We start from the raw sequence: 25,291 nt of genomic DNA, 5'->3' as shown, positions 1-25,291 counted from the left end.
TTCCCGTTCTGGCCGGCGCGTCCGGGGCCGGGTGTGGGCCGCCTTCCGTCCTGAGGGGCCCGTCGGGGGCCGGGCGTCAGCTGCTTCCTGTCCTGTCCGTTGCGTCTGGGGCCGGACGCCGTCCGTTTCCCGTTCTGGCCGGCGCGTCCGGGGCCGGGTGCCGGCCTCTTTCCGCCCTGAGAGGCTCGTCGGGGGCCGGGCCTCAGCCGCTTCCCGTCCTGCCCGTCGCGTCTGCGGCCGAACACCGTTCGCTTCCCGTCCTGGCGGGCCTGTCCGGGGGCGGGCGACGGCCGCCTTCCGTCCTGACCAGCCCGCCCGGGGCCGGGCGCCGGTCGCTTCCCGTGCCGCACTTCGTGCCGGGGCCGGCCGCCTGGCCGGCCCCGGCGCCGCGCTGCCCCGTCCGTCCTGACCGCCACCACACCGGAGAGTGATCACATGGCTGCCCCGACCGGCACCGCCCTGACCCGCGCGATGTCCCGGGTCCCCGGGCCGGTGACCGTTGTGACGACCGTCGACGGCACCGGACGGCGCTGGGGGTTCACCGCGACCTCCTTCACCTCCCTGTCCCTCGACCCGCCCCTTGTCCTGGTCTGCCTGAGCCGCACCGCCAGCACCCACCCGGCGTTCGCGAGCGCCGACCGCTTCCTGGTCAACCTGCTCGCGCACGGCCAGGACCACCTCGCCCGCCGCTTCGCCCGCTCAGGCGTCGACCGGTTCGCCGAAGGGGACGCCGAGGGCGACGTCGTACCGTGCGAACTGGGCCTGCCCGGCGTTCCCGACGCCTGTGTCCGCGTCGCCTGCGCCCTGCACGCCCTGCACGACGGCGGCGACCACAGCATCCTCGTCGGCCGCGTCCTCGACACCCATGTCGACGACGACCGCACCCCGCTCGTCTACTACGACCGCACGTTCACCCACCCGGCCACCGCGCTCGACGTGCCGGACCCGCTGCTGTCCCTGCACCTCGCGGAGTGGTGAGCGCGCCATGGACGTGACCGTGAAGCTCGCCGTCGTCTACTACTCCGCCACCGGCCATGTCGCCGACATCGCCCGCGAACTCGCCGAAACCGCCGCGAAGGCCGGTGCCGAGGTCCGGCTGCGCCGGGTCGCCGAGCTGGCTCCGCCGGAGGTCGTCGCCGCCCAGCCCGCCTGGGCGGCCCGCGCGGCGGCGACCGCCGACATCCCCCTCGCGGCCGTCGAGGACGTGGTGTGGGCCGACGCCGTCCTGATGGGCTCGCCCACCCGGTTCGGCAATGTCGCCGCCCAGCTCAAGCAGTTCCTCGACACCCTCGGCCCGGCCTGGAAGAAGGGCGAGCTCGCCGACAAGGTCTACAGCGCCTTCACCTCCACCGGCAGCCCGCACGGCGGCAACGAGTCCACGCTGCTCGCCCTCATGCAGTCCTTCCACCACTTCGGGGGCATCGTCGTCGCCCCCGGCTTCACCCACCCGGACAAGTTCGCCGACGGCAACCCCTACGGCACCGCCCACCACGACGCGGGCGGCACCGCCCCGGTCGGCGACCTCACCCGCAACGCGGCCCGGGTCCAGGCCGACCGCGTGGTCCGCCTCGCCAGGGCCCTCGCGTCCGCCGCCCTCTGACCGGGCCGGGGGGTCCCACCCCCGGGAACCCCCCCGGCCCCGCTTCACGCCCTTCATCAGTCAGCAGCCGCTGCGACCCCAGGGAGAGCCATGTCCCGCCGCCTGTTCACCTCGGAATCCGTGACCGAGGGACACCCCGACAAGATCGCCGACCGGATCAGCGACACCGTCCTCGACGCCCTGCTCAGGGACGACCCGCGCGCCCGGGTCGCCGTCGAGACCCTGATCACCACCGGGCAGGTGCACCTTGCGGGAGAGGTCACCACCACGGCCCGCCCGGACGTCCCCGCGCTGGTCCGGGAGGCGATCCTCGACATCGGCTACGACGCCTCCCACAAGGGCTTCGACGGACGCTCCTGCGGGGTGTCCGTGTCGATCGGCGCACAGTCCCCGGACATCGCGCAGGGCGTCGACACCGGAGGCGCGGGCGACCAGGGGCTGATGTTCGGGTACGCCTGCGACGAGACGCCCGAACTCATGCCGCTGCCCATCCAGCTGGCCCACCGCCTCGCCCACCGGCTCTCCCAGGTGCGCAAGGAGGGCCTCGTCCCCTGCCTGCGCCCCGACGGCAAGACCCAGGTCACCATCGAGTACCTGGGCAGTCGCGCGGCCCGTCTGGACACGGTCGTCGTCTCCGCGCAGCACGCCGCCGACGTCGACCTCGAGACCCTGCTCGCCCCCGCCATCCGTACCCATGTCGTCGAGCACGAACTGGCCCGGCTGGCCGACGACGGCATCAAACTGGACACCGAGGGCCACCGCCTGCTGGTCAACCCGACCGGCCGCTTCGAGGTGGGCGGCCCGATGGGCGACGCCGGCCTCACCGGCCGCAAGATCATCATCGACACGTACGGCGGCATGGCCCGCCACGGGGGCGGCGCGTTCTCCGGCAAGGACCCCTCCAAGGTGGACCGTTCGGCGGCGTACGCGATGCGCTGGGTCGCCAAGAACGTCGTCGCCGCCCACCTCGCCCGCCGCTGCGAGGTGCAGGTGGCGTACGCGATCGGCAAGGCGGAGCCCGTCGGCCTGTTCGTCGAGACCTTCGGCACCGCCGCCGTACCGCAGACCGCGATCGAACACGCCATCCGGGAGGTCTTCGACCTCCGACCCGCCGCGATCATCCGCGACCTCGACCTGCTGCGCCCGATCTACGCCCGGACGGCCGCCTACGGCCACTTCGGCCGCGAACTGCCCGAGTTCACCTGGGAGAGGACGGACCGCGTGGACGCGCTGCGGCTCGCGGCGGGGGCCTGACATGCGGATCGCCGTCACCGGCTCCATCGCCACCGACCATCTGATGACCTTCCCCGGCCGCATCGCCGAGCAACTGCTCGCCGACCGCCTCGACCACGTCTCGCTGTCCTTCCTGGTCGACACCCTGGACGTCCGCGACGGCGGAGTCGCCGCCAACATCGCCTACGGTCTGGCCCAACTCGGCCACCGGCCACTGCTGTTGGGCGCCGTGGGCGCGGACTTCGCCCCGTACGGCGAACGACTGGCCGCACTCGGCGTGGACGTCTGTGGGGTCCATGTCTCCCGTACCCGTCACACCGCCCGCTTCCTGTGCACCACCGACCCGGACGGCAACCAGATCGCCTCGTTCTATCCGGGCGCGATGGCCGAGGCCCGGAACATCGACCTCGCCGACGTCCTGCGCAAGGCCCCCGCCGACCTGGTGCTGATCGGCGCCGACGACCCGGCGGCGATGCTCAGGCACACCCACGCCTGCCGCACCCACGGCATTCCCTTCGCCGCCGACCCCTCCCAGCAGCTCGCCCGGCTCGACGGGGACCAGATCCGCGAACTGGTCGAAGGCGCGGACCATTTGTTCACCAACGAGTACGAACACGCCCTGCTGCTCGCCAAGTCGGGCTGGACCCACGCCGACGTCCTGCACCGTGTGGGCACCTGGGTCACGACCCTCGGTGAGAAGGGCAGCCGCGTCGAGCGCGCCGGAGACCCGCCGCTCGACATCCCCGCGGTCCCCGCCGACCGGGCCGCCGACCCGACCGGCGTCGGCGACGCCTTCCGCGCCGGATACCTCGCCGCCCTGACCGCGGGCCTCGACCCCGCCGAATGCGCGCGACTCGGCTCGCAACTGGCCACGCTCGCCCTGTCCAGCGTCGGCACCCAGACCTACGCCGCGCCCCGCGCCCTCGTCCCCTCAGGAGGCGATACGACATGACGGTCCACGCACCCGTGGCCGAGCGGACCCTCAGGGGCCCCGCCGAACTGATCGCGGCCGGCCACCGCTCGTACTCCTTCGAGTTCTTCCCGCCCAAGACCGGCAAGGGGCAGCGGGCCCTGTGGAGCGCGCTGCGCCGCGTCGAGACCCTCAACCCGTCCTTCGTGTCCGTCACCTACGGCGCAGGCGGCACCTCCCGCGAGCGCACGACCGAGCTCACCCGGCGCATCGCCGAGGACACCACCCTGCGCCCGGTCGCCCACCTCACCGCCGTCGGGCACTCCGTCGCCGAACTCCGTTCGATCATCGGCCGGTACGCCGACGCCGGCATCCGTGACGTCCTCGCCCTGCGCGGCGACCCGCCGGGCGACCCGCAGGGGCCCTGGACCCCGCACCCCCGGGGCGTGCGGTACGCGGCCGAACTCGTCGAGCTCATCCGTTCCTGCGGGGCCTTCTCCGTCGGCGTGGCCGCGTTCCCCGAACGACACCCCCGCTCACCCGACTGGGACACCGACATCCGGCACTTCGTCACCAAGTGCCGGGCCGGCGCGGACTACGCCATCACCCAGATGTTCTTCCGCGCCGAGGACTACCTCCGGCTGCGCGACCGGCTCGCCGCCGCCGGATGCCACACCCCGGTCATCCCCGGGATCATGCCCGCCACCGGCTACGAGCAGATCGCCCGCTTCGCCCGCCTGAGCAACGCGACCTTCCCGGACGACCTCGCCCTGTGCCTGCGCACCGCACAGTACGACCCGGCCCTGTCCCACCGCATCGGAGTGGACCACGCCACCGGGCTCGCCCAGCGCCTCCTCGACGAGGGCGCCCCCGGTCTGCACTACATCACCCTCAACCATTCGTCCGCCGCCACGGACATCCACCGCGGCCTGCGTCTGCCGGAGGCCCGCCCGTGAGCAGGTTGCGCTGGCTGACCGCGGGGGAGTCCCACGGTCCCGCACTCGTGGCGACGCTGGAGGGTCTTCCGGCCGGTGTGCCGGTCACCACGGAGATGGTGGCGGATCATCTGGCCCGGCGTCGGCTTGGTTATGGGCGTGGTGCGCGGATGAAGTTCGAGCGCGACGAGGTCACCTTCCTGGGGGGTGTGCGGCACGGTCTGACGCTTGGTTCTCCGGTTGCGGTGATGGTGGGCAACACGGAGTGGCCGAAGTGGGAGCAGGTGATGGCGGCGGATCCGGTCGATCCGGAGGTCCTGGCGGGGCTGGCGCGTAATGCCCCGCTGACCCGTCCGCGTCCTGGTCACGCGGATCTCGCCGGTATGCAGAAGTACGGTTTCGACGAGGCCCGGCCGATTCTGGAGCGTGCCTCGGCGCGGGAGACGGCGGCGCGGGTGGCGTTGGGGGCGGTGGCCCGGTCGTATCTGAAGGAGACGGCCGGCATCGAGATCGTCAGCCATGTCGTCGAGCTGTGCTCGGTGAAGGCCCCGCAGGGCGTGTACCCGACCCCGGCCGATGTGGAGAGGCTGGACGCGGACCCGTTGCGCTGCCTGGATGCGGATGCGTCGAAGGCGATGGTGGCGGAGGTGGACCAGGCGCACAAGGACGGTGACACCCTGGGTGGGGTGGTGGAGATCCTGGCCTACGGCGTTCCGGTGGGTCTGGGCTCGCATGTGCACTGGGACCGTAAGCTGGACGCCCGCCTGGCCGGGGCGCTGATGGGTATTCAGGCGATCAAGGGCGTGGAGATCGGCGACGGGTTCGAGCTGGCGCGGGTGCCGGGTTCGAAGGCGCATGACGAGATCGTGGGCACGCCGGAGGGCATCCGGCGCACCTCGGGCCGCTCGGGCGGCACGGAGGGTGGCCTGTCGACGGGTGAGCTGTTGCGGGTGCGGGCGGCGATGAAGCCGATCGCGACCGTCCCGCGGGCGCTGCAGACCGTGGACGTCACGACCGGCGAGGCGACCCAGGCGCACCACCAGCGCTCCGACGTCTCCGCGGTCCCGGCGGCCGGGATTGTCGCCGAGGCCATGGTCGCCCTCGTCCTGGCGGATGCGGTGGCGGAGAAGTTCGGCGGCGACAGCGTGGCCGAGACCCGCCGCAATGTGCGGTCCTACCTCGACCACCTGGCGATCCGGTGAGTGGTGTGCAGGTGGTGCTGGTGGGTCCGATGGGGGTGGGCAAGTCCACCGTCGGCAGGTTGCTGGCCGAGCGGCTCGGCGTCGGCTTCCGGGACACGGACGACGACATCGTGGCCGGGCAGGGCCGTTCGATCGCGGAGATCTTCGTGGACGAGGGTGAGCCGGTCTTCCGGGCGATCGAGAAGGCCGCCGTGCACAGGGCGCTGGGCGAGCACGACGGTGTCCTCGCGCTGGGCGGGGGTTCCGTCCTGGATGCCGACACGCGGGCGCTGCTGGCCGGGCGGCGCGTGGTCTACCTCTCGATGGATGTCGAGGAGGCCGTCAGGCGGACCGGGTTGAACGCGGCCCGGCCCCTGCTCGCCGTCAACCCGCGCAAGCAGTGGCGCGAGCTGATGGAGGCCCGGCGGTCGTTGTACGAGGAGGTGGCCACGGCGGTCGTGGCCACCGACGGCCGTACACCCGAAGAAGTCGCCCGGTCGATCGCAGTGCACGAAATCGTCGTGAACGGGCCGGCCCATGGAAGGAATCCGCGAGTTGCCGGCGCCGGCTGGAGTCGCTCCGGGGGCGCGGCCAGGCTGGTCGAAGATCAGTCGTTGCGACCCCAGGAGAACCGATGAAGATCTCTCGTCACCCGGCCGGCGCCCCCTGCTGGGCGGACCTCGACACCACCGACGTCCCCGCCGCCCGCTCCTTCTACGGCTCCCTCTTCGGCTGGGAGGCCCTCGAACTCCCCAGTGGATACGTGAACTTCACACTGGGCGGAGAGAAGATCGTGGGCGCGGTCGCGCTGCGGGAGGGCCAGGAGCACTCGGCCGGCTGGAGCGTCTACTTCATGTCGGACGACCTGGACGCGACGACCAAGGCGGTCGAGGAGGCCGGCGGCCGGGTGGTGAGCCCGCCCGCCAAGGTGGGGCCGGCCGGCACCGCCGCCGTCTACCACGCGCCCGACGGCGCCGTGTTCGGCGCCTGGGAGCCGGACAAGCACATCGGGTCCGGTCTGGTGCGGGAGAGCGGCACGCCGGCCTGGTACGGACTCAGCACCCCGGACGTCGACGGCGCCAAGGCGTTCTACGCCCAGGTCTTCGGCTGGACGTCCGCCGTGCCCGGCGAGGCCGGGGGCGCCGCCGCGCACCTGAGGTTCGTCGGCGGGGTCGCGGACTTCGGCGGAATCACCAGCGGGCCCGAGGGCGCGGCCGGCTGGACCCTGCACTTCGGCGTCGAGGACATCGACGGCGCGGCCGTCACGGCGTCCGTCCTGGGCGGCAAGGTCGTCACCGCCCCCACCGAACTGCCCGGCGTCGGACGCGTCGCCGTGCTCGAGGACCCGTCAGGCGTGACCTTCGCGCTGGTGCAGCACGCCTGACGGAGGCAGACCGCCCCGGCGGGCAATCCCCCGGTCCGCCGGGGCGGCACGCGATCAACTGCACGCTTCCTTCAGCCGCCCCGCCCGGCGTGGAAGAAAACCCGCAGATCGTCCCCGTGGCTCGCCTCCGCGCGACGCGGTGAGCACGATCTGACTGTCGGCCCGAGAGCTCCGCAGCGGAGGGAGGTGGTTCGCCGTGCAGAGCGAACCTCCCAGTCAGCCCCCGCGTACCGCAGCCCTCCGCCCGGGGGCGCCGTGACGGCTCACGGCTGACCCTCCGTCCCTCGGCGACGGCTCCGGTGCGCGCCTTCGAGCAGCAGCCAACCGTCCCGCCGTCCTGCCGAGGTGACCCTGCCATGACGTACACCCAGCTGCCCAGCGAGCTCCACCACCCCCTCCAGCGCCACGACCTGCGCGCCACCCGGCAGCGGCCCGCCTGTCCGCAGGGCTCGGTGGGCCGCCGCATGACGACGCAAGTCATCGCGCTCGACGAGCATTTGACGGTACGTCAGGCCCTTGACCGGGTCCGGGACGACGGCGCCCGCGCCGACACCGTCTACACCCTCCCGGTGGTCGACCGGGAGCGCCGGCTGACCGGTGTGGTGGCCCTGCGCGATCTGGTGCTCAGCCCGCCCGAGGACGACATCGCCGCCCACGTCGTCACCTCCGGCGCCCGGGCGCACGCCGACGACCCCGCCGAGGAGACGGCGCGGCTGATGCGGGAGACCGACGCACTCGCCCTGCCCGTCGTCGACGGCGAGGAGCGGCTCGTCGGGCTGCTCACCATCGACGACGCCGTCGAGGTGATCGAGGACGCGGACACCGAGGACGTGGCCCGGCAGTCCGGCTCCGAGCCGTGGACGGGGCACTACATGGCGGCCACCGTCTGGCGGCTCGCCCGCTACCGGGTGGTGTGGCTGCTGCTCCTGCTGCTCGCCGCGACGCTGACGGTCACCGTGACGGAGGCCTTCGAGAGCACGCTGGAGAAGGTCACCCAACTCGCCACGTTCATCCCGCTGTTGATCGGCACCGGCGGCAACGCCGGCGCACAGGCGGCGACCGCGGCCGTCCGCGCGCTGGCCGTGGGGGAGGTGCGGGTGTCGGACCTGCCCGCGGTGGTGTGGCGGGAATGCCGGGTGGGTGTGGTGCTCGGCTCGATCCTGGCCCTGCTCGGACTGGTCCTCGGCACCCTGTTCGTGGGCGTGCACATCGCCGTCGTGGTCGGCGTGGCGCTGGTCATCATCTGCGGCTGGGCGGCGACCGTGGGCGGCACCATGCCCCTGCTGGCCAAGCGCCTGGGCATCGACCCGGCGGTGGTCTCGGCCCCAATGGTGACGACCCTGGTGGACGCCACCGGCCTGGTCATCTACTTCCTCACCGCCCGCGCCGTACTGGGCATCTGACCACCGCGCGAAGGCGCCCCGCCCACCGGCCGGTCCCGAGACGGGCCGGCCGGTGGGCGGGGCGCCGTGCTGGTGGCGGTACGGCTCCCGGGCCGCACGGCCTATGGCTGTACGGCCTCCGGCCGAACGGCCTCCAGGGTGCGCGCCTCCCTCTTGCGCTGCCGGCGGCCGACCCGCGGTTCCTGGTCCGGCAGCCAGCCGAAGGCGAGGCAGCTTCCGACGGCTCCCAGGAGCAGACCGACGAAGAAGCCGCCCAGGTTCGAGGTGAGCCAGGTGCCCAGGGAGGCCAGGACGCCGATGATCGAGTAGAACAGGCGCTGCGTGGGGTTGAAGAGGGTCAGCAGCCCGCACAGCAGCATCACGGTGGGCAGGAGGTAGCCGGCCAGGTTCTGGGTGGCGGCGTGCATGATGACTTTCAGCGAGGCCTTCTCGGTGAGCAGGATCTCCGCCCCGCCCAGGGCGAGCAGCAGCCCGCCCCAGAACGGACGACGGGCCCGCCACTCACGAAAAGCGGGCCGCGCGCCTTGCTTCGGACTGTCCGACATCAGCAACCCGAGTCGCTGAAGCTGAGTTTCAGGCCCGGCAGCTTGAACACCCCGGCCGTCGTCGCATAGTTGGTCTGCCGCAGGTTGTCGATGTGCACCGTGTCGGCCTGCTGGCTGAAGACGCCCGGCAGTCCCTTGACGCCGGCCTTGTTGAGCGTGCTCGCGTCGTTGCCGATCTCGATGTTCTTGAAGGAGGCGTCGCCGGTCAGCAGGGTCGAGTCCGTGGTCAGGTCGGTCGCCTGCACCTTCGACGAGCCGCTGCCCGCCTTGATCAGCAGGTTGGTGCCACCCAGGTCGACACTCTGGCACAGGCTGTCCAGTGTCGCGCTCTTGATGGCGGAGGTGACGATCAGCACCTGCCCGCCCGTGTCGCCCGCGTTGGGGCTGTTGTCGATCATGCTGTCGAGCCCACCGAACTGCTCGAAGCCGGTGCCGTCCAGCGACTTGGCGGTCACCGTGAAGGGCATTCCGGAGATCGAGAACGAGACCCCCAGTGCCCCCTCGGCGGTCATGATCGCGAGACCGGCCGCGACCGTGACGGCCGGGACCGCCATCACGGCGGCGCGGCGCAGCCGGACCCGCCCGCGTCTCGCGGGGTCGGGTGAGGAACCGCTTTCTGGGTTCCCAGTGGTGAGTTCGGCGGACGAGGCCATTTCTGCTCCCATGTGCATTGGTCGGTGCGGGTTGGGCATCATCGGCGCGTTGTCCTGGCGCGGACAGCGGCTGCAGACGCACGCCTCCTCCCAACTCCCGGCGGGTGGAAGGGCTTTCTCGTACTCCGCAGTAGCCAGCGAGGAAGTTACCCGTGGTTACTTTTAAGGGTCAAGGGAGTTGTGAAAAAAGGGTGTCGGTTGTGCCCCACCTGTGGGCCGGCAGGTCCCGCCGGGTCCGGCCAAACTCTTGAACGATCGTCAACTCCCCTGTCCTGCCTTGACGTTGACTGACACTCAGGTCTACAACTGCCCCTGGCTTCCCCCAGATCCGTGGCGCCGGATCCAGCCACGCGGCACCGTCCGCGTCTCCCGGAACCCTTCTGTCCGCACGGGTCCTTCACGGCCCGAGATCCCCCAGACGGCCCGGTAAGGGCACTTCCCCCCTGGTCCGCTCCAGGCCGTCGCTTCCGCCCGGCCCGGCCACAGGCCCACCCCCAGGGTCTGCGGCCGGTCACCGGCCGGACGTCGTTGCCGGTCCGTGGCGTACGGAGAAGGCGTCACGGTCCGGCATCGGCGGACGCCGACCGGCGTCCCCCCACTTCCTTGCGCCACATCGGAAGCCCCCCAACCCTCAAACCCCGCACAAGAAAGAGGTACGTCCGCATGCGCACTCGCACCCTCCTCACCCTCGTCGGCACCGTCGCCGCTCTCTCGATCCCCGCGGCCGTCCCGGCCTCGGCGGCCGACACCCCCGTCCTCACCACCGGCTCGACCGGCGGCACGGCCGTCGCGGTCGGTGACGTCCTTTCCGCGCCGCTGGCCAGTGGCACCAACGCCACGCTGTACTCCAGCGCGACCGGCACCAGCGGCGTGAGCTGCAAGTCCTCGACCTTCACCGCCACGGTCGCGGACAACCCCGCCGCGCCGGGCACGGCCACCGAGACGGTCGGCGCGCAGACCTTCGACAGCAGCAGCTGCACCAGCAACGTCCTGGGCGTGACGGGCGTCACCAGCATCACGGTCGACAACCTGCCGTACACCACCACCGTGGCCTCCGACGGCACGCTCACCGTGACCCCGGCGAGCGGCTCCACCATCCAGACCACGGTCAAGCTGAAGACCCTGCTGGGCAGCATCACCTGCGTCTACCAGGCCCCCAGCCTGACCGGCACGACGAACAACAGCGACGCCAGCATCAACTTCACCAACCAGCAGTTCAGCAAGGTGTCCGGCTCGTCGCTCTGCTTCAGCAGCGGCTACTTCACCGCCAAGTACGCCCCGGTGACGGACAACGGCGCCACCGTCTACGTCAACTGACCCTCAAGAAGACGTAGTTCAGCGTCGACGCAGACGCAGCGCCAGGGCGGCGCCGCCGGTGAGTACCAGCACCGCAGCGGCGCCGCCCGCCAGCATGGGCGCGGACGGGCCCGAGCCCGCGGTGGAGGTCGAGGCCACCGGTGTGCTGTCGGGGGCGGCGGACCCCTGCCGTGGAGTCGCGGCCGCCTCTGCCGTACGGGACGGAGTCGTACGAGGCTCGGGCGCGGCCGTGGGGCTGCCGCTCGCGCCCTTCCCGCCACCGCCCGCGGACGTCGACGCCGATGCTGCCGTACCGCCGCTCCTGCCGCTCCCCGCCGTCCCGAACACCACGTCCGAGCACGAGTAGTACGTGTCCGTCGTGCTGCTGTTCTGCCAGATGGTGTAGAGCACGTGGTGCCCGCTCCGGTCGGAGGGCAGCTTCGCGGTGATGCGGTACGCGCCGTTCGTCAGGGCCGGGTCCTTGACCGAGGCGAACGGCTGGTCCGGCAGCTCGTCCCAGGTCAGCGGCTTCTTCGGGTCATAGCCGGGCTTGGTGAGGTAGAGCCTGAACGTGCCGGTGTGCGGGATCGTCGAGGCGTATTTCATCGTCAGGGTCGCGCCCGGCTTCAGGGTCGTCGACGGCCAGTCGGAGCGGGCGAGGTCGAGGCCCTTGTAGGCGGGCAGTCCGCCGCTGCACAGCTTTCCGTCGGGGATGACCTGCCGGTCCCTGCCGCCCACGTCCGCGACCCGCAGGTTGTCCCAGAACGTGAAGGGGGCGCCGTTCGCGGCGACGGCCGCCCTGCACGCCGCCGACTGCGCGTCGCCGCCGCCGTCGGGCGAGCAGGCGTAGGCCCTGCTGACCGGATCCGTGGGCGCGCCGTGCGCCTGCGCGGGGCCCGCCGCCCACAGAGGCAGCAGGAACGGGGTCACGAGGGCGGCCGCCAGGGCGGTGCGGTGTGCGGTCATCCGGGGCATCCGGAACGTCTCCTCGGCCGGCGCGGAACGATGTGCTCCCGTGAAGTACGGGCGACCGGCCCGGCGCGTTCAGCGCGCGACGCCCGGGAGTGATCCGGAGCGAACACCTCCTCGAATCCTGACCGTTCACCTGCGTCGTACGCCCCTCGGGGCAACCCGGGCCACATTGAAAACCAACCGGTCGCCTCGTACTCTGGCGGTCGCCGGCACGGGCACCTCACCGTCTGGTCTGTCATCCGTTTCCAGGGGGACCGAGGGAGGGACATGCCTCAACCGACCATGCCTCGACCTGCCTTGACGGCCACCGTGCCGCGTCAGCTCGTCCACCGCGCCGCCGTGGCGGAAACGTTTCTCACCGGCTGGGAGCGCACCGGTCCCGACCGGTTCACGCTGTTCGCGCAGTGGCCGCGAGCCCATCAGTTACACGTGTCGCCGGACCGGTCGGCGTATGAGCCGCTGCTCGTCGCGGAGACCGTCCGCCAGTGCGGAGCACTTCTCGCGCACGCCGAGTACGACGCCCCGTTCGACCACTGCTTCGTACTGAAAGAGCTGCACGTCACCACGCATCCCGAGCACCTCGCCGTCGGCGCCGCGCCCGCCGAACCCGTCCTGGACGTCACCGTCTGCGACGTCCGCCGGCGCGCGGGCCGCCCCACGGCCCTCCGCTACCACACCGACGTACGCCTCGGCGGCGAGCGCGTCGCCGGCGCGCACATCGCCGTCAGCTGGACCAGCGAGTCCGTCTACCGCCGGCTGCGGGGCGGTCGCACGCCGGCCACCGTCACCCCGCTGCCGCTCCCGCCCGCCCTGCCGGCCGCCGCCGTGGACCGCGCCCTGCCCGCGGACGTCGTGCTGGCCCCGCCCGCCCGGCCCGGCCGCTGGCAACTTCGAGTAGATACCGCCCATCCCGTTTTCTTCGACCATCCGCTCGATCACGTCCCCGGCATGCTGCTCCTGGAGGCGGCCCGGCAGGCCGCCCGTGTCCGGGCCGTCGGGCCGACAGGGGGTGGGTCCTTCCATGCGGCCTTCCATCAGTATGCTGAGCTGGACAGACCCACCTGGATCGAGGTGACGGACGAGACCGGGGCGGGTCTGAAGGTCCGCGGATTCCAGGGCGAGTCGACGGTGTTCGAGTGCGCCGTCGGCGCCGCCGCACGGTGAGATATCGTTTACTGCGAGTGAGAAAAACAAACAGCCCGGCCCGTTTAGAGCTCCAGGAGTGTTCAGTCGATGGCGAGGCAGTTACGCGCCGAGCAGACCCGCGCGACGATCATCACGGCCGCAGCAGACCTGTTCGACCGCCGCGGCTACGAGTCGACCAGCCTGAGTGACATCGTCGAACACGCGCAGGTCACCAAGGGCGCCCTCTACTTCCACTTCGCGGCCAAGGAGGACCTCGCCCACGCCATCATGGAGCTGCAGTCCAAGGCCTCGCGCGAGGTGACGAAGGACCTCGACGGCCGGGGCTACTCCTCGCTCGAAACCCTGATGCGCATCACCTTCGGCATCGCCCGTCTCTCCGTCGAGGGCCCGATCCCACGGGCCGGGCTCCGGCTCGCCACCGGGGAAGTGGCCGTGCGGCCGCCACTGCAGCACCCCTTCACCGAATGGCGGGACATCGCCACTCGCAAACTCCTCGGCGCCGTCAAGGAGTCCGACGTCCACCCGGACATCGACGTCGACGCCGTCGCCCACTCCCTCGTCAGCTTCTTCGTCGGCACCCGCGTCGTGGGCCGCTCCCTCGAACCCGTCGCCCACCAGCCCCGCAGACTGGCCGAGATGTGGCACCTCACCATCCGCGGCCTGGTTCCGGTGCCCCGTCGCGCCCGCTATGTGAGCCTCGCCGCCCGGCTGGAGCGGGAGCGCTCCGCTTGACGTGCCGGTGTGCGGCTCCGCCGCGGGGTGCGACGGGTCGCCCGTCGTCCGTTGTCGGTCGTCGGTCGTCCGTCGTCGGCCGTCTGCGGCTGCGTCGTGGCTCGGCGCGCCCGCGCGGCGGAGCCGCGGATCGGCTGTGACATCAGCCGCTGCCGCGGCGGGGCGCCGCGCCCCTTTCAGGCGTCGGCAACCGCAGCGGACTCGTTCGGCCCGCTTAGGGTGGGCGCATGCCCCACAGCCAGTCCGCGCCCGTGATCCTCGGCAACGAGCCGGGGTCCTTCCCCCGCAGCGTGCTCGCCGAGCGGCATCCCGCGATCATCCGGCAGGTCCGGGAGGCCTTCCCCTACGGCCCCGCACAGCACCGCGCCCTCGACGCGCTCCTGGCGAGCTGCACCAAGGGCGTCGTCGAACCGCTCCCCGCCGACGCGCACGACCGGGCCCGCTGGGAGGCGTGGGGCATGGCCCAGTACGCCGGCCGTTCCTGGTACGACATCCCCTGGCTCTGGTCGGAGAGCTACTTCTACCGGCAACTCCTCGACGCCGTGGGCTACTTCGGCCCCGGGCCCTGGCAGGGCATCGACCCGTTCCGCCCCTTCAAGCTGGCCGAGCTCGACTCCCCTCAGACGGACGAGGAACTGGCCGCCCTCGACGCCCTGTCCGCCGACGACCAGGACCGCGCCCTGCTGCACGGCTCCCTCTGGGGCAACCGCGCCGACCTGGGCTTCCGCCTCTCCGCCGCCGGCGCCGGAACCGCGGACACCGCCCCGGGCCTGGTCGCCGACGACAGCGAGACCCTCTGGTCGCTGCTCCCGCCGTCCGGCGCGGGCACGCTCTGCCTCATCGCGGACAACGCGGGCCGCGAACTCATCCCCGACCTGCTCCTCATCGCCCACCTGCTCGAACGCGGGCGCATCGGGCGTGCCGTCCTGCACATCAAGCCGTACCCGTACTACGTCTCCGACGCGACGACGGCCGATGTCCTCGACGCGCTCAGGAGGCTGACCGGGGCGCGGGGCGCAGCCGTCGAGTACGGCCGCATCCTGTGGTCCGCGATGACCGACGGCCGCCTCGGCCTCCGCGCCCACCCCTTCTCCGTCGCACCGCTGCCGTACGCGGACATGCCGGGCGACCTGCGCGCGGAACTCGCCACGGCCGCGCTGACCGTCGTGAAGGGCGACCTCAACTACCGGCGCCTCGTGGGAGACCGGCTGTGGGCCCCGACCACGCCCTTCGCGGACGTCACGGCCCACTTCCCCGGACCGGTCGCCGCCCTGCGCACCCTGAAGTCCGACGTGATCACCGGCCTGGACCCCGAAACGGAGGCCGCGCTCGTGGCGGCCGAGGGGCAGCGGTGGCGGACCGGCGGCACCCACGCCCTGATCCAGGTGCGGACGTGAGGGTCTGTACCTGAACTCAAGCCACCTGCACCGGCAGCGACTTGATCCCGTTGATGAAGTTGGACGTGAGCCGCCTGGCCGGCCCCGCCGTGCGCAGGACCGGCAGGGCGCGCAGCGCCTCCCCGTACAGCACCCGCAGCTGCAGCCGGGCGAAGTGCGCGCCCAGGCAGACGTGCGGGCCGTTCCCGAAGGAGACGTGCGGGTTCGGCGTACGGGACAGGTCGAGGCGGTCCGGCGCGGCGAAGACCCTTTCGTCGTGGTTCGCGGAGGCGTGGAAGACGACCACCTTGTCGCCCGCACGGATGTGCCGCCCAGCCAGGTCGGTGTCGCGGGCGGCGGTGCGGCGGAAGGTGAGGACGGGCGGGTGCCGGCGAAGCAACTCCTCCACGGCGGGGGGAAGTCCGGCCTTTCCGGCGCGCAGCAGCTCGTACGCCTCCGGGTGCTCGGCCAGGATCAGCAGGCCGCCGGGGGCGGCGCTACGGACGGTGTCGTTGCCCGCGACGGTGAGCAGGAAGAAGAACATCTCCAGCTCGGCGGCGGCGAGTTCGGGGTCCTGGGCGAGGGTCGTCAGCACGTCGTCGGCGGGGTGGCGGCGCTTGTGCGCGGCGAGCTGCTGGGCGTAGGCGAACATGTCCCGGAGCATCGCGGGGGAGCGGGGGTTGACCGGTTTGCCGTCCGCGTCGAGCACGGGGGTGCCGGCCTCGTCCGGGTCCTGGTAGCCGATGACCCGCTGCGTCCAGTGCAGCAGCAGGCCGCGGTCGCTGTCCGGGACGCCGAGCAGGTCGGCGAGGTTGAGCAGGGCGTAGTCGTCGGTCACGGCGGTGACGAGGTCGACGGTGCCGTCGGTTGCACGGGCCGCCTCCAGCGCCTGCGTGAACAGCGTCCGGGCCCGCTCCCGCGCGACCGTCGTGAAACGGTCGATGCGGCCGGGGGTGAAGGCGCGGCTGACCAGTCGCCTCAGCCTTCCGTGTTCCGGCGGATCCTGATTGAGCATCATCCGGCGGATGAAGGGGAGGTCGGCGGGGTCGGGATCGCGGATCTGGGTCGCGCCGAGGTGTGAGGAGTACGTGGCCGAGTCCTTGAGGACGCGGACGACGTCCGCGTGCCGGGTCACCGCCCAGAACCCGGGCCCGGCCGGCCAGCCCAGCACCTCGGGCTCGTCCTGCCAGGCCACGGGGTGGTGGTCGCGCAGGACGCGGTAGGCGGCGTGGGGGACCCCGTCGGCGTACTGCCGCGGATCGAAGACGTCCGGGACGGGCGGGGCCTCGGGGGCATGCATGGGACCACGGTGAGGGTCCCTGCGGGGCTCGGGCAAGGGGACGTGCGGGCCCCTTTAGGGGGCGGGGTGTGGTGATCATGACAATTACCTGGTACTCATGCCGCATGGCGTTACGGGGATTGCGGACGGGAATCGGGAAATCGGTGGCTGTCGCGGCCGCCCTGACACTTCTCCTCGCGGCCTGCGGAGACGACGGCGGGGGCGCCACGTCCGCCGACGGACGTACGAAGATCACGGTGGCCGCCCTGCCGTTGACGGACTCCGCGGCGCTCTACCTCGCACGGGACCGCGGACTGTTCACCAAGGAGGGGCTGGACGTCACGATCCAGCCCGTCCAGCAGAGCATCCAGGCGTTGCCCGCGCTGGCCAAGGGGCAGGTCGACGTGATCGCGAGCGCGAACTATGTGACGTTCCTGCAGGCCGACGAGAAGGGCACCCTCGACCTCCGCATCCTCGCCGAGGGCGTACGGGTCGCGCCGCACATGATGGACGTCCTGGTGCCGAAGGACTCGGGCATCAAGAGCGTCGCCGACCTCGCGGGCAAGAAGGTCGCCGTCAACATCCTCAACAACATCCAGTCGCTCACTCTCAACGCGATCCTCGACGCGAAGGGCGTCGGCAGGCCCGTCTACCGGCAGATCGCCTTCCCTCAGATGGGGCCCGCCCTGGAGCGGGGGCAGGTGGACGCCGTGCACGCGGTGGAGCCGTTCGACAGCGCGATCCGGGGGGAGCTGAAGGCGAGGGTGCTCCTTGACGGCGGATCGGCGCCCGTCCAGTCGCTGCCCATCAGCGGGTATGTCACCACGCGGACGTTCGCCGCCGAGCATGCCAAGGCGGCCGCGGCCTTCCGGCGTGCCATCGAGGCCGCTTCGAAGATCGCGGCGCGGGATCCGGGTGCCGTACGGGAGGAACTTCCGAAGTACACCAAGGTGACCGCGGACCAGGCCACGTCGATCGGGCTGCCGGCGTATCCGGCCTCCACCGATGCGGCACAGTTGCGGCGGCTCACTGAACTCATGAAGAAGCAGGGGCTGTTGAAGAAGGCCCCCGACCCGGCGACGCTGCTGGTCAAGTGACGCCCAGGTGAAGCGGCTGAAACGGCGGGAACGGCTCGCACGGCATCAGGAGCTGTGGCTCGGCCTGCTCGGGGTGGTGCTGGCCTTCGGGGCGTGCGAGGCGGTCGGCCGGGCAGGCATCGTCCGGCGCAGCTACCTTCCGCCCGCCTCCGAAGTACTCGCCCGTGCCGTGGAGCTGGCGGGTGACGGCGCCTTCCTGGACGGGGTCGGTGCCACCCTGCGGGCCTGGGCGCTCGGGCTCGGTCTCGCCGTCGCGATCGCGGTCCCCCTCGGGCTGCTGCTCGGCAGTGTGCCGGTCGTCGACTCCGCCGTACGCATGATCGTGGAGTTCCTGCGGCCGCTGCCGTCGGTCGCGCTGATCCCCCTGGTGTCGCTGCTCCTCGGCACCGGCACCGAGACCAAGGTCGCGCTGATCACCTACGCGTCGGTCTGGCCCGTCCTCTTCAACACGATCTACGGCCTCGGCGAGACCGACCCGCTCGCCAAGGACACCCTGCGGGCCTTCGGCTTCGGCCGGGTCTCCGTCCTGCTGCGGGTCGAGCTGCCCGGTACGGCCCCGTTCATCGCCGCCGGCATCCGGATCTCGGCGGCCGTCGCCCTCATCCTCGCCGTGGCCACTGAGCTCCTCTCCGGCTTCGGCGAGGGCCTCGGCATCTTCATCGCCCAGGCGGGCATGGCCACCGACGGCACCCGGGACGTCTTGGCCGGCGTGGTGTGGGCGGGCGCCCTCGGGCTGGTCATCAACGGCGTGCTGGTCCGGTGCGAACGCCGGTTGTTCCCGTGGACACCGGAGCGGCGGGCGGACGGGCGCGGGGTGCGGTCGTGAGGCAGGTGATCCGGCGGCAGACGGCCGCAGCACGCCGGGCGTCGGGCGATGCCGCCCGGAGCACGTCCTTCCGTCACGCACTCCTCCGCGTCCTGGTGCTCCTCGTCGCCCTCGCGCTGTGGCAGGTGGCCGCACAGGCCCACGGCAGCGTGTACTTCCCGCCCCCGGGTCGCATCGCGCACCGCGCCTACGCGTTGTGGTTCTCGGGGCCCGCCCGGCACGCGTTTCTCACCGAGGCCGCCGTGGGGGACGTACTGCCGAGCCTCGGACGGATGGCGGCCGGGTTCGGGATCGCCGCCGTCGCCGGGATCGGAGCGGGCGTCGCGGTGGGACGGTCGCGCCGGGCGTACGCCCTGTGCAATCCCGTCCTGCAGTTCGCGCGGGCCGTGCCGCCGCCCGCGCTGGTGCCCGTCTTCGTCGTCGTCCTCGACTTCGGCACGCCGATGCAGATCGCGTCGATCGCCTTCAGCGCCGTCTGGCCGGTGCTGGTCAACACGGCGGAAGGGGCACGGGGCACCGACCCGCTGCGGCTCGACGTCGCCGCCGTGCTGCGCCTGAACCCCGTCGAACGGCTCCGCTTCCTGATCCTTCCCTCCGCCCTGCCCCGCATCTTCGCGGGCCTGCGCCTGAGCCTCTCGCTCTCCCTCATCCTCATGGTGTTCTCCGAACTGCTGCCGGGCACCGCCAACGGCATCGGCTACACACTCACCGACGCCCAGTCCCGCTCCGACCTGCTCACCGTATGGGCGGCACTGCTCCTGCTCGGGGTCCTCGGCCACCTCCTCAACACCGCGCTTGTGGCGGTCGAGAGGCGGATGCTCGGACAGGGAAGGAGCACGGCATGACGCTCCGCCTCGACTCCCTCGGCCAGCGCTACGGCGATCAGCGCGTCCTGCACGACATCACCCTCACGGTGCCCGACGGCCAGCTCCTGTGCGTCGTGGGCCCGTCCGGATGCGGCAAGTCCACGCTCCTGCGCACCGTCGCGGGGCTGCAGCCCGCACACGAGGGCACCGTCACCGTCGACGGAACCCCGGTCAACGGCGTACCCGACCAACTCGCCGTCGTCTTCCAGGACTACGGCCGCTCCCTCTTCCCCTGGCTCACCGTCCGCGACAACGTCGCCCTCCCGCTGCGCCGCCGCAGCCTAAGAGCCCGTGTCACGTCCCCGGCCGGGCGCTCGACGCCTGGCACGCACGCTCGCGGCGTTGCCGAATCGCCCACGTGGCTCCGCCACGAGGGCGCTCCGGCGCCTTGCGATCGCACGCACCAGACGCCGCGCGCTGATCCGGCCGGGGACGTGACACGGGCTCTTACACGGGCCGAGCGCCGCGCCGAGGCCGAGCGGATCCTGGAACGCGTCGGCCTCGACGGCACCGGCCGCCGCCACCCCTGGCAGCTGTCCGGCGGCATGCAGCAACGCGTCGCCATCGCCCGTGCCCTGGTCTGCCGCCCCTCCCTGCTGCTCATGGACGAACCCTTCGGCTCCCTGGACGCCCAGACCCGCGAGGACCTGGAGGACCTTCTGCTGGAGGTCCACCGCACCGAGGGCACCACCATCGTCTTCGTCACCCACGACATCGACGAGAGCGTCTACGTCGGCGACCGCGTCGTCGTCCTCTCCCCGGCCCCCGCCTCCCACATCGTCCTCGACCTGCCCGTCGAACTCCCCGGAAAGCGCGACCAGATCGCCACCCGCGGCCTGCCCGAGTTCGTGGCGCTGCGGGCGGAGGTGGGGCGGGCCGTGCGGGGCTCCTAGGGCCGTCCTGTTCCCGGTTCGCCCCCGATTCACGCGATGGTGTGATCATGTCCCGGCCCGCGGATGGTGCCGGAGGGGCACGGGTAGGGCCCGGCCATGACGCAGCAGCCCTTCGAACTCCCGCACTTCTACATGCCGTATCCCGCGCGGCTGAACCCGCATGTCGACGAGGCGCGTGCCCATTCGACCGAGTGGGCACGGGCGATGGGCATGCTGGAGGGGTCCGGGATCTGGGAGCAGTCCGACCTCGACGCCCACGACTACGGACTTCTCTGCGCCTACACCCACCCCGAGTGCGACGGACCCGCGCTCTCCCTGATCACCGACTGGTACGTGTGGGTCTTCTTCTTCGACGACCACTTCCTGGAGACCTTCAAGCGCACCCAGGACCGCGCCGGCGGCAAGGCCTACCTGGACCGGCTGCCCCTGTTCATGCCCCTCGACCTCGCCACTGACGTACCGGAGCCGCAGAACCCGGTCGAGGCCGGGCTCGCCGACCTGTGGGCACGCACCGTGCCGTCGATGTCGGTGGACTGGCGCCGTCGCTTCGCCGTGGCGACCGAGCACCTGCTCAACGAGTCCCTGTGGGAGCTGTCCAACATCAACGAGGGACGCATCGCCAACCCCGTCGAGTACATCGAGATGCGCCGCAAGGTGGGCGGCGCCCCCTGGTCGGCGGGTCTCGTGGAGTACGCGACGGCCGAGGTCCCCGCGTCCGTGGCCGCCTCGAGGCCGCTCAGGGTGCTGAAGGAGACGTTCTCCGACGCCGTCCACCTGCGCAACGACCTGTTCTCCTACCAGCGCGAGGTCGAGGACGAGGGCGAGAACAGCAACGGCGTGCTCGTCCTGGAGACCTTCTTCGGCTGCACCACCCAGGAGGCCGCCGACACCGTCAACGACGTCCTCACCTCCCGCCTCCACCAGTTCGAGCACACCGCCCTCACCGAGGTGCCCGCACTGGCCCTGGAGAAGGGCCTCACCCCGGACGAGGTCGCCGCCGTCGCCAAGTACACCCAGGGCCTCCAGGACTGGCAGTCCGGCGGCCATGAATGGCACATGCGCTCCAGCCGCTACATGAACGCCCGCGCACAGTCCACGCAGCCGTGGCACGGCCTGACCGGCCCCGGCACCTCCGCCGCCGACGTCGGTGCGCTGCTCGCGGCGGCCGGCGCGGAGCGCCTGCGCGCCTACACGCATGTGCCGTACCAGAAGGTCGGGCCCTCCCTGCTGCCCGACTTCCACATGCCCTACGAGGTCGAGCTGAGCCCGCACCTGGACGGAGCCCGGCACCGCCTCACCGGCTGGATGCACGCCATGGGCATGCTGCAGGAGGGCGTCTGGGACGAGGACAGGCTCGCCGCCGCCGACCTTCCGCTGTGCTCCGCGGGCCTCGACCCCGACGCGACACCCGAGGCCCTCGACCTGAGTTCGCAGTGGCTCGCCTGGGGCACGTACGCGGACGACTACTACCCGCTCGTGTACGGCCACCGCCGCGACCTGGCGGCCGCGCGGCTGACCACGCAGCGCCTGGCGGACTGCATGCCCGTCGACGGTGAGGCGGCCCCCACCCCGCTCAACGGCATGGAGCGGGGCCTGGCCGACCTCTGGGCGCGCACCACGACGCAGATGACCCCCGAGCAGCGGCGCACCCTCAAGGACTCGGTGAACGTCATGACCGAGAGCTGGGTGTGGGAGCTGTCCAACCAGCTGCAGAACCGCATCCCCGACCCGGTCGACTACCTGGAGATGCGCCGCGCCACCTTCGGCTCCGACCTCACCCTGAGCATGTGCCGGATGGGCCACGGCCCGGCGATCCCGCCCGAGGTCTACCGCAGCGGTCCCGTGCGCGCCCTGGAGAACGCCGCCATCGACTACGGGTGCCTCATCAACGACGTCTTCTCGTACCAGAAGGAGATCGAGTACGAGGGCGAGATCCACAACGCGATCCTCGTCGTACAGAACTTCTTCGGCATCGACTACCCGACCGCGCTCTCCGTCGTCCACGACCTGATGACCCAGCGCATGCAGCAGTTCGAGCACATCGCCGCACACGAACTGCCCGTGGCGTACGACGACTTCAAGCTCTCCGACGAGGCACGCGAGGCCATGGACGGCTATGTGAAGGACCTGCAGAACTGGATGGCGGGCATCCTCAACTGGCACCGGAACGTGGATCGTTACAAGCCGGAGCATCTGGCCCGCCGCACCCACGGCTTCCTCCCGGACCGGCCTGCCGCCATGACCGCACATTAAACTTTTTCGTGCGGAACGGGACATTCAGGGAACTTGGGCGAGGCGTCGGGAGTCTTCTGGGACAAGGGGAACAGACCACAGAACACGGGGGTGTTCGAACCTTGACCGACATCATCGAGAGGATCACCGAGGGCGGCACGGGGGAGACCGCGCCGGCTCCGGACGAACTGGCGCCGTACGTCGCGCCGTTACCCGTCCCGCCCGTCGTACGTCCCGCATCCGGTGACGTGCTGCGGGAGACGGAGATCGCCCTGCGCCCGGCCTGGGTCCGGCTGCACCCGCAGCTTCCGCCGACCCTGATGTGGGGCTACGCCGGACAGGTGCCGGGCCCGACCATCGAGGTGCGCCGCGGGCAGCGCGTCCGCATCGCCTGGACCAACCGCATTCCCAAGGGCACTGAATACCCGGTCACTTCGGTGGAGGTGCCGGTCCGCGCACCCGGCACCCCGCCGGCCACCACCGAGCCCGGCCGGGAGGGCGTCGAGCCGAACAAGGACGTGGCCGCCCTGCCCGCCTGGTCGGTGACGCACCTGCACGGAGCGCAGACGGGCGGCGGCAACGACGGCTGGGCCGACAACGCCGTCGGATGCGGCGACGCCCAGCTGTCGGAGTACCCGAACGAGCACCAGGCGGTGCAGTGGTGGTACCACGACCACGCCATGAACATCACCCGGTGGAACGTGCACACGGGCCTGTACGGCACCTATCTCGTCCGTGACGACGAGGAGGACGCCCTCGGACTGCCCTCCGGGGACAGGGAGATCCCGCTGCTGCTCGCCGACCGGAACCTCGACACGGACGAGGACGGCCGGCTCAACGGGCGGCTGCTGCACAAGACGGTCGTCGTCCAGCAGCAGAACCCGGAGACGGGCAAACCGGTCTCCATCCCGTTCACCGGCCCGTACACGACGGTCAACGGCCGCATCTGGCCGTACGCCGAGGTGGACGACGCCTGGTACCGCTTCCGGCTCGTGAACGCGTCCAACGCGCGCATCTACAGCCTCGTCCTCGTCGACGAGGACGACAACCCGGTGCCGGGTGTCGTCCACCAGATCGGCAGCGACGGCGGACTGCTGCCCCGCCCGGTCCCGGTCGACTTCGACGACGCGCTGCCGACGCTGACCGCGGCCCCGGCCGAGCGCTTCGACCTGCTCGTCGACTTCCGGGGCCTCGCGGGCCGCAGGCTGCGCCTGGTCAACAAGGGCCGCGGACAGGCACCGGGCGTGCCCGACCCGGTGAACGACGTGCGCTATCCGGCGGTCCTGGAGTTCCGGGTGGGCGAGAGCGGCTGCACGGACACCTTCGAGCTGCCCGAGGTGCTCTCCGGCTCCTTCCGCCGGCTCACCCACGACATCCCGCACGGCCACCGCCTGATCGTGCTCACCCCGCCCGCCACCAAGGGCGCCGGCGGACACCCGGAGATCTGGGAGATGACCGAGGTCACCGACCCCGGCGACATCCAGGTCCCGGCCGACGGCATCATCCAGCTCAAGGGCGCGGACGGCACGACGAAGACGTACCGGCGCACGTCCCGGACGTTCAACGACGGCCTCGGCTTCACCATCGCCGAGGGCTCCTACGAGCAGTGGAGCTTCCTGAACCTCGCGCCGATCGTCCACCCGATGCACATCCACCTGGCCGACTTCCAGCTGCTGGGCCGGGACGCGTACGACGTCTCGGGCTTCGACCCGGCGGTGGGCGGCACCCGCGCGCCGATCGCGTACGACCCGGGCACACAGCTTCCGCTGGCGCCCAACGAACGCGGCTACAAGGACGTCTTCCGGGTGCCGGGCGGTCAGATACTGCGCGTCATGGGGAGGTTCGACGGCGCGTACGGCCGGTTCATGTACCACTGCCACCTTCTCGAGCACGAGGACATGGGCATGATGCGGCCCTTCGTCGTGATGCCCGAGGAGGCGATGAAGTTCGACCACGGCGGCGCGCACGGCGGCCACGGCGAGGGTCACACGGGCTGACCCTCGGCCTGCGCCGCGTGTGCCACCGCGGCTCGCGCCAGCGCCCGGATCATCGGGTGCGGGCGCGAGCCGTCGCCGGCCAGCTCCGGCTGGAAGAGAGAGGCCAGGAAGAAGGGGTGGCCGGGGAGTTCGGCCATACGGACGTGGCCGTCCTCGTCGGCGCCGGAGAAACGCATGCCGTGTGCGCGCAGCGTGTCGAGGTGACGGCTGGGCCCGTACTTGCAGAAGTAGCGCTCGACCGTCCGCTCGGACCCCAGCACGGACTGGGCGAGGGAGCCCGCCTCGAGCACGACCGTGCCCTCATGGCCCACGAGTGAGCAGGCCAGCGGCTCGATCAGCAGGTCCTCGGCCGCCGGGTCGCTCTCCGCGTGGGCCACCCGGGTCAGTCCGCACACGGTGCGGGCGAACTCCAGCAGGGCGTGCTGGAATCCGCCGCACGTTCCGAGGAAGGGGATGCCCTCCTCGCGCGCGGTGCGGATGGCCGTGAGGACGCCCGTCTGGCTGCGGTAGGGGCTGCCCGGCACCACCCACACCGCGTCGAATCCGTGCACGGCGTCGGCGGCCTCGGCGTCCTCGGAAGGATCCAGTAGGCGTCGAGGACGAGCCGCTCGCGCTCGGCGAGGGCGTCGAGCAGACGAGGGATGCGCGTGTGGGCCACGACATTGGGGGAGCGGTCGCCGACCAGGGCGACCCGGGCGGTCCGAGCCGCGGTGTTCGTCATGTCCTCATCCTGAG

General features: G+C 71.7%; 23 protein-coding genes and 1 pseudogene. 19 read left to right on the top strand and 5 right to left on the bottom strand.

Going from position 1 to position 25,291, the window contains the following annotated elements; genetic code table 11:
- Positions 1 to 435: 435 nt before the first annotated feature.
- The 9 genes from ACFY1U_RS24370 to mgtE all read left to right on the top strand — a co-directional run bounded on the left by ACFY1U_RS24370 (position 436) and on the right by mgtE (position 8,646).
- Positions 436 to 978 carry a flavin reductase family protein gene (locus ACFY1U_RS24370; protein WP_390696226.1) on the top strand — a complete coding sequence of 181 codons (543 nt, stop codon included), beginning with the start codon at positions 436 to 438 and terminating at the stop codon, positions 976 to 978.
- 7 nt (positions 979 to 985) lie between these two features.
- Positions 986 to 1,600 (top strand): NAD(P)H:quinone oxidoreductase, encoded by a 615-nt coding sequence (gene wrbA / locus ACFY1U_RS24365; RefSeq protein ID WP_390696225.1) that lies wholly within the window; start codon positions 986 to 988, stop codon positions 1,598 to 1,600.
- 90 nt (positions 1,601 to 1,690) lie between these two features.
- Positions 1,691 to 2,854, top strand: coding sequence for a methionine adenosyltransferase (metK, locus tag ACFY1U_RS24360; protein WP_390696224.1), 1,164 nt, complete (start codon positions 1,691 to 1,693; stop codon positions 2,852 to 2,854).
- 1 nt (position 2,855) lies between these two features.
- Positions 2,856 to 3,785 carry a carbohydrate kinase family protein gene (locus tag ACFY1U_RS24355; RefSeq protein ID WP_390696223.1) on the top strand — a complete coding sequence of 310 codons (930 nt, stop codon included), beginning with the start codon at positions 2,856 to 2,858 and terminating at the stop codon, positions 3,783 to 3,785.
- On the top strand, positions 3,782 to 4,699 hold the full coding sequence (metF, locus tag ACFY1U_RS24350) for a methylenetetrahydrofolate reductase [NAD(P)H] (RefSeq protein ID WP_390696222.1): 918 nt from the start codon (positions 3,782 to 3,784) through the stop codon (positions 4,697 to 4,699). The genes ACFY1U_RS24355 and metF overlap by 4 nt, the downstream gene beginning before the upstream one ends.
- Positions 4,696 to 5,880 carry a chorismate synthase gene (aroC, locus tag ACFY1U_RS24345; protein WP_390696221.1) on the top strand — a complete coding sequence of 395 codons (1,185 nt, stop codon included), beginning with the start codon at positions 4,696 to 4,698 and terminating at the stop codon, positions 5,878 to 5,880. The genes metF and aroC overlap by 4 nt, the downstream gene beginning before the upstream one ends.
- 29 nt (positions 5,881 to 5,909) lie before the next feature.
- The gene (locus ACFY1U_RS24340; RefSeq protein ID WP_390696423.1) at positions 5,910 to 6,497 is read left to right on the top strand and encodes a shikimate kinase; all 588 of its coding nucleotides are present in this window, start codon (positions 5,910 to 5,912) and stop codon (positions 6,495 to 6,497) included.
- Positions 6,494 to 7,243, top strand: coding sequence for a VOC family protein (locus ACFY1U_RS24335; RefSeq protein WP_390696220.1), 750 nt, complete (start codon positions 6,494 to 6,496; stop codon positions 7,241 to 7,243). Before ACFY1U_RS24340 ends, ACFY1U_RS24335 begins: the two co-directional genes overlap by 4 nt.
- Before the next feature lie 356 nt (positions 7,244 to 7,599).
- A complete protein-coding gene (mgtE, locus tag ACFY1U_RS24330; RefSeq protein ID WP_390696219.1) occupies positions 7,600 to 8,646 on the top strand; it encodes a magnesium transporter in 1,047 nt (348 codons plus the stop codon).
- A gap of 101 nt (positions 8,647 to 8,747) precedes the next feature.
- Here the strand turns inward: mgtE and ACFY1U_RS24325 are convergent, their stop codons facing one another.
- Both ACFY1U_RS24325 and ACFY1U_RS24320 read right to left on the bottom strand, forming a co-directional pair.
- On the bottom strand, positions 8,748 to 9,191 hold the full coding sequence (locus tag ACFY1U_RS24325; protein WP_390696218.1) for a DUF6114 domain-containing protein: 444 nt from the start codon (positions 9,189 to 9,191) through the stop codon (positions 8,748 to 8,750).
- Entirely contained in the window at positions 9,191 to 9,844 is a 654-nt protein-coding gene (locus ACFY1U_RS24320; protein WP_390696217.1) for a DUF6230 family protein, read from the bottom strand. Before ACFY1U_RS24320 ends, ACFY1U_RS24325 begins: the two co-directional genes overlap by 1 nt.
- Positions 9,845 to 10,507: 663 nt before the next feature.
- Here ACFY1U_RS24320 and ACFY1U_RS24315 point away from each other — a divergent pair.
- Positions 10,508 to 11,161 carry a Tat pathway signal sequence domain protein gene (locus ACFY1U_RS24315; RefSeq protein WP_390696216.1) on the top strand — a complete coding sequence of 218 codons (654 nt, stop codon included), beginning with the start codon at positions 10,508 to 10,510 and terminating at the stop codon, positions 11,159 to 11,161.
- 18 nt (positions 11,162 to 11,179) lie between these two features.
- On the opposite strand, the gene ACFY1U_RS24310 is transcribed toward ACFY1U_RS24315, so the two are convergent.
- On the bottom strand, positions 11,180 to 12,115 hold the full coding sequence (locus ACFY1U_RS24310; protein ID WP_390696215.1) for a lytic polysaccharide monooxygenase: 936 nt from the start codon (positions 12,113 to 12,115) through the stop codon (positions 11,180 to 11,182).
- Positions 12,116 to 12,394: 279 nt separating this feature from the next.
- Here ACFY1U_RS24310 and ACFY1U_RS24305 point away from each other — a divergent pair, with 279 nt between their 5' ends.
- The 3 genes from ACFY1U_RS24305 (at position 12,395) to ACFY1U_RS24295 (ending at position 15,387) form a co-directional block, all read left to right on the top strand.
- A complete protein-coding gene (locus tag ACFY1U_RS24305) occupies positions 12,395 to 13,276 on the top strand; it encodes a ScbA/BarX family gamma-butyrolactone biosynthesis protein (protein WP_390696422.1) in 882 nt (293 codons plus the stop codon).
- Positions 13,277 to 13,345: 69 nt separating this feature from the next.
- Positions 13,346 to 13,990, top strand: a complete 645-nt coding sequence (locus ACFY1U_RS24300; RefSeq protein WP_390696214.1) for a ScbR family autoregulator-binding transcription factor — start codon at positions 13,346 to 13,348, stop codon at positions 13,988 to 13,990.
- A gap of 227 nt (positions 13,991 to 14,217) precedes the next feature.
- Positions 14,218 to 15,387 (top strand): damage-control phosphatase ARMT1 family protein, encoded by a 1,170-nt coding sequence (locus ACFY1U_RS24295; RefSeq protein ID WP_390696213.1) that lies wholly within the window; start codon positions 14,218 to 14,220, stop codon positions 15,385 to 15,387.
- Positions 15,388 to 15,403: 16 nt separating this feature from the next.
- Here ACFY1U_RS24295 and ACFY1U_RS24290 read toward each other — a convergent pair whose 3' ends face one another.
- On the bottom strand, positions 15,404 to 16,666 hold the full coding sequence (locus ACFY1U_RS24290) for a cytochrome P450 (protein WP_390696212.1): 1,263 nt from the start codon (positions 16,664 to 16,666) through the stop codon (positions 15,404 to 15,406).
- A 143-nt stretch (positions 16,667 to 16,809) separates the two neighbouring features.
- Between ACFY1U_RS24290 and ACFY1U_RS24285 the strand changes: the two genes are divergently transcribed.
- The 6 genes from ACFY1U_RS24285 to phsA all read left to right on the top strand — a co-directional run bounded on the left by ACFY1U_RS24285 (position 16,810) and on the right by phsA (position 24,556).
- Positions 16,810 to 17,742 carry an ABC transporter substrate-binding protein gene (locus ACFY1U_RS24285; protein WP_390696211.1) on the top strand — a complete coding sequence of 311 codons (933 nt, stop codon included), beginning with the start codon at positions 16,810 to 16,812 and terminating at the stop codon, positions 17,740 to 17,742.
- Positions 17,743 to 17,749: 7 nt separating this feature from the next.
- A complete protein-coding gene (locus tag ACFY1U_RS24280) occupies positions 17,750 to 18,568 on the top strand; it encodes an ABC transporter permease (RefSeq protein ID WP_390696210.1) in 819 nt (272 codons plus the stop codon).
- Positions 18,565 to 19,413, top strand: a complete 849-nt coding sequence (locus tag ACFY1U_RS24275; protein WP_390696209.1) for an ABC transporter permease — start codon at positions 18,565 to 18,567, stop codon at positions 19,411 to 19,413. The genes ACFY1U_RS24280 and ACFY1U_RS24275 overlap by 4 nt, the downstream gene beginning before the upstream one ends.
- A complete protein-coding gene (locus ACFY1U_RS24270; protein ID WP_390696208.1) occupies positions 19,410 to 20,327 on the top strand; it encodes an ABC transporter ATP-binding protein in 918 nt (305 codons plus the stop codon). Before ACFY1U_RS24275 ends, ACFY1U_RS24270 begins: the two co-directional genes overlap by 4 nt.
- A 96-nt stretch (positions 20,328 to 20,423) precedes the next feature.
- Complete coding sequence (gene cyc2 / locus ACFY1U_RS24265; RefSeq protein WP_390696207.1) at positions 20,424 to 22,580, top strand: germacradienol/geosmin synthase Cyc2; 2,157 nt, start codon at positions 20,424 to 20,426, stop codon at positions 22,578 to 22,580.
- Between the two features lie 101 nt (positions 22,581 to 22,681).
- Entirely contained in the window at positions 22,682 to 24,556 is a 1,875-nt protein-coding gene (gene phsA, locus ACFY1U_RS24260) for an O-aminophenol oxidase PhsA (RefSeq protein ID WP_390696206.1), read from the top strand.
- Here the strand turns inward: phsA and ACFY1U_RS24255 are convergent.
- Positions 24,544 to 25,277: pseudogene (locus ACFY1U_RS24255) on the bottom strand (hypothetical protein). The gene phsA and the pseudogene ACFY1U_RS24255 overlap by 13 nt on opposite strands.
- Positions 25,278 to 25,291 lie beyond the last annotated feature (14 nt).

The organism is Streptomyces sp. NPDC001351, assembly GCF_042896045.1.
Taxonomy (GTDB): Bacteria; Actinomycetota; Actinomycetes; order Streptomycetales; family Streptomycetaceae; genus Streptomyces.
This window is presented reverse-complemented; position numbering and strand designations above follow the sequence as displayed.

Coding starts and splice junctions, on each gene's coding strand:
- ACFY1U_RS24295 (WP_390696213.1), top strand. CDS start 14,218: ATGCCCCACAGCCAGTCCGCGCCCGTGATCCTCGGCAACGAGCCGGGG.
- ACFY1U_RS24305 (WP_390696422.1), top strand. CDS start 12,395: ATGCCTCGACCTGCCTTGACGGCCACCGTGCCGCGTCAGCTCGTCCAC.
- ACFY1U_RS24340 (WP_390696423.1), top strand. CDS start 5,910: ATGGGGGTGGGCAAGTCCACCGTCGGCAGGTTGCTGGCCGAGCGGCTC.
- metF (WP_390696222.1), top strand. CDS start 3,782: ATGACGGTCCACGCACCCGTGGCCGAGCGGACCCTCAGGGGCCCCGCC.
- metK (WP_390696224.1), top strand. CDS start 1,691: ATGTCCCGCCGCCTGTTCACCTCGGAATCCGTGACCGAGGGACACCCC.
- ACFY1U_RS24270 (WP_390696208.1), top strand. CDS start 19,410: ATGACGCTCCGCCTCGACTCCCTCGGCCAGCGCTACGGCGATCAGCGC.
- ACFY1U_RS24310 (WP_390696215.1), bottom strand. CDS start 12,115: ATGCCCCGGATGACCGCACACCGCACCGCCCTGGCGGCCGCCCTCGTG.
- ACFY1U_RS24300 (WP_390696214.1), top strand. CDS start 13,346: ATGGCGAGGCAGTTACGCGCCGAGCAGACCCGCGCGACGATCATCACG.
- ACFY1U_RS24355 (WP_390696223.1), top strand. CDS start 2,856: ATGCGGATCGCCGTCACCGGCTCCATCGCCACCGACCATCTGATGACC.
- wrbA (WP_390696225.1), top strand. CDS start 986: ATGGACGTGACCGTGAAGCTCGCCGTCGTCTACTACTCCGCCACCGGC.
- ACFY1U_RS24325 (WP_390696218.1), bottom strand. CDS start 9,191: ATGTCGGACAGTCCGAAGCAAGGCGCGCGGCCCGCTTTTCGTGAGTGG.
- ACFY1U_RS24315 (WP_390696216.1), top strand. CDS start 10,508: ATGCGCACTCGCACCCTCCTCACCCTCGTCGGCACCGTCGCCGCTCTC.
- mgtE (WP_390696219.1), top strand. CDS start 7,600: ATGACGTACACCCAGCTGCCCAGCGAGCTCCACCACCCCCTCCAGCGC.
- ACFY1U_RS24370 (WP_390696226.1), top strand. CDS start 436: ATGGCTGCCCCGACCGGCACCGCCCTGACCCGCGCGATGTCCCGGGTC.
- ACFY1U_RS24335 (WP_390696220.1), top strand. CDS start 6,494: ATGAAGATCTCTCGTCACCCGGCCGGCGCCCCCTGCTGGGCGGACCTC.
- ACFY1U_RS24320 (WP_390696217.1), bottom strand. CDS start 9,844: ATGGCCTCGTCCGCCGAACTCACCACTGGGAACCCAGAAAGCGGTTCC.
- ACFY1U_RS24290 (WP_390696212.1), bottom strand. CDS start 16,666: ATGCATGCCCCCGAGGCCCCGCCCGTCCCGGACGTCTTCGATCCGCGG.
- cyc2 (WP_390696207.1), top strand. CDS start 20,424: ATGACGCAGCAGCCCTTCGAACTCCCGCACTTCTACATGCCGTATCCC.